This window comes from Streptomyces milbemycinicus (genome assembly GCF_002154605.1).
Taxonomy (GTDB): Bacteria; Actinomycetota; Actinomycetes; order Streptomycetales; family Streptomycetaceae; genus Streptomyces; species Streptomyces milbemycinicus.
The window spans coordinates 865-1,145 of the sequence record NZ_MUNE01001139.1; positions in this window are offsets into that span (position 1 = coordinate 865).

Below are 281 nucleotides of genomic sequence, written 5' to 3' on the forward strand. Positions count from 1 at the left end.
CGCGCCGACGGGGCGGCGCGGCCGCGGTGGGGAGCAGCAGCTCCCAGGCGGCGGTCCAGGCGGCGGTCCAGGAAGTGGTCCGTGAATCAGCCATCGGATTGGACCTTAAAGGGTACCGATCGGCTGCCTAGCGTCGGCGCCATGAAACGAAGCGATCCCCCGGGGGACACGCCCCCCACGGCCGCCACTCCCGAGCCCACGGATGCCGCCACCGCGCCTGGCCGCGATACGGACAGGGCCTCGCGGCACAGCGTGCTGGGGGCGCTGCTCGCGGGGGTGGC